The organism is Actinomycetota bacterium, from assembly GCA_005774595.1.
In the GTDB taxonomy this organism is placed as follows: Bacteria; Actinomycetota; Coriobacteriia; order Anaerosomatales; family D1FN1-002; genus D1FN1-002.
Genome location: VAUM01000283.1, coordinates 1 through 2,548, shown reverse-complemented (window position 1 = coordinate 2,548; position 2,548 = coordinate 1). Strand labels below are relative to the sequence as shown.

Annotated in this window: 1 protein-coding gene; it reads right to left on the bottom strand. The window is 69.1% G+C overall.

Features of this window, described 5'->3' with window-relative positions; translation table 11 throughout:
* Positions 1–113: 113 nt before the first annotated feature.
* The gene (locus tag FDZ70_09150; GenBank protein TLM70519.1) at positions 114–2,495 is read right to left on the bottom strand and encodes a hypothetical protein; all 2,382 of its coding nucleotides are present in this window, start codon (positions 2,493–2,495) and stop codon (positions 114–116) included.
* Positions 2,496–2,548 lie beyond the last annotated feature (53 nt).

The window sequence follows — 2,548 nt, the reverse complement described above, 5'->3', positions numbered from 1 at the left end:
GCGCTGGCCGGCGCGTGGCTGGTCACCGACCTGCTGTCGAAGTGGTCGCCGACCGCGCTGGTCTTCCTCGGGCAGACGCCGAGGCGCGAACGACGTCCGGACCTCGCGGGAGGCTAGAGCGAACCCGCCTGCACCATCACTTCGCTCTTGATCGCCGCGCCTCCGCCGTACACCGTGATCGCATCGGTGTCGGACGAGTGCTCGGCGAGGCATGCCGAGGTCGCGGCCGGCAACGCCGAAGTCGACGTGAGCAGCAGCACGCCGCCCTTCTGCCCGAGTGAAGCGCCCGACCCGAGCGCATCGGCGAAGCCCGTGCCGATCGCCAGTCCGACCTCGGTGAAGTCGAGCCATCCGTTCTCCACCGCGGCCTCCGCGAACTGCGCTGCGGTCTCGTAGCGCGTCGCGCCACCGGCGATACGCTCGATGTCCATGCCCGCGGCGCCGAGCGCCTCCAGAGTCGCGTCCGTCACGGCACCGCTGCCGCCGACGACGTACCCGCTCGAGAGGCCGAGATCACCGATCGCGTCCACGACACAGGTCGGAGCGCTCGCCGGCCTCACGAGGAGCACCACTCCATCGGCCGCCACCGCGGCCGGCGCTACGGAGAGGGCGTCCGCGGGGACGTCGCCGCGAGTCACCAGGACCGGCGTCTCACTGGTCGTCTCGGACAGGTCCGACACGGCACGGGCCGCGAGAGCGGACGTCTCATAGCGGTCACTGCCCGCGATGCGCTCAGTCGTGTACCCCAGAGCTTGGAGCAGCGTCTCGACGCGCCGAGGGATCGCACCCGTACCACCGAGCAGGTATACCTTCGTGACGCCGAGCCGGTCGAACTCGTTCAGCAACGGCAGGTAGAGCTTGCTCGCCGTGGTGAGCAGTACGGGCGCGTCCAGCGCTCCCGCCACCCCAGCCGCACTGAGAGCGTCGGCGAACGACTCCCCGGAGACGAGCACCACCGAGGTGGCGGTGCCGTCAGGGAAGGCCTCTCGCGATGCCGCGATGGCGGTGTCATAGCGATTGGAACCCGAGATCCGGCGCGCCCGTGGTTCCGCCGCAGGCGCCAGCTCGACATCCGGCAGCCGGGCCGCCCCGGCCGATACCACGACAGCGGTTGAAGTGGCAGCAGTGGCGGCACCTCCCGAGAAGACGAACGAGTCGTCCGCCGGGTCGTCGGTCCCCCCCTCGTCGATGTAGCGGGCCCGGTATGTACCTGCGGAGCCGCACATGAAGTAGAACCAGCCCGATCCGTCGCTGTAGTCGCTGCCCGCGACGCGCCAGATCCCGTCCGACCCGCGGCGCGAGACCTCCACGCGCACGTCGGCGAGTGGCGCGCCGTCAGTTCCCGACACCTTCCCTACCACCGCGGGGACCGCGGACATGACCACGTCCAAGCCGTCGACGATCCCCCCTGATGGCAGCGAGACCGCCGTGGCCGACCAGGGGTTCGGCACCTGCCGGTAGTACACCGTGGGCAGATGCGGGACCCCGAGGCGGATGTCGATCGCCTCGATTCTGAAGGTGCCGGGGCCGAACCCGTACTGCGGCACCGCATACACGCCTCCGGGCTTGGTGGCTCCTCCCGCCCATTGCGGCCACGTCCCCGACGCGGGGTCGTACTTGTAGACATCGATGCTGACCGGATGCAGCCCCGCACCTGTCTCGGCCCGCACGACGCGGCCGCACAGACGTCCGCAGACCGTGATGGTCTGATCGACCCCGTAGAGGGTCATCTCCGGCTCGATGTAAAGCGAGCGCGCCGATTCCATCGACCCCGCATTGGGGAACCACATGTCGTTCGCCCACAGCGTGCTCTTGTCGAAGTAGAGACGCACCTCGCCCACGATCGGGTTCGCGGCATCCCCACGCACGGTGTACGAGCCATCCTCGCGCGGGCACGTGGACTGTATGTGCCGCCATCCGAACATCGGGTCGCGCTTGTACACGTAGATGTCGGTCGGCTGGAAGGGCGTACCGAGGCGTGCGTCTGTGACCTTGCCGATGATCGTGCCGTAGGGGTTCGGGGTCACGGTCACCGGGATGTCCCCGAACGAGACGGTCGCATCGGGCCGGAGGTTGAAGTGTGTCGCGGATGCGATGTCCCCCGTGTTGGACAGGTTGATTCCCAGGCCCGCGGTCGGGACCGGCTCAGGGCCGGTCACCGGCGTGTCGCGGTAGTAGACGGGGGTGATCACACCAGGGCCCCGGAGGAACAGCGCGCCCTCGCCACGCTCGCGCCCCGAGACGACGAACGAGAACCTCCCGGTGGAGTCGGTACCAGCCCACATCTCCCAGACCCAGAGGTTCTCCGGGACGAGAAGACGGTAGGCATGGACCTCCACGCCCTCGACCGGTTCGCCGGTGGCCTGATTGACGATGCGGCCGCTCAACACGCACCAGCCGTCGTAGGCCTCGGCGCGCGGTGCACCCGTCCACAACGTGGCCACGAGCACACTCAGCACGACGGTCAGCAACGCCAGTGCGCGTGCGCGCCTCATCAGAGTCCTCCGCCCCCGAGCAGCCGTCCCGCAAGAGATTGCCAGTGCAGTGC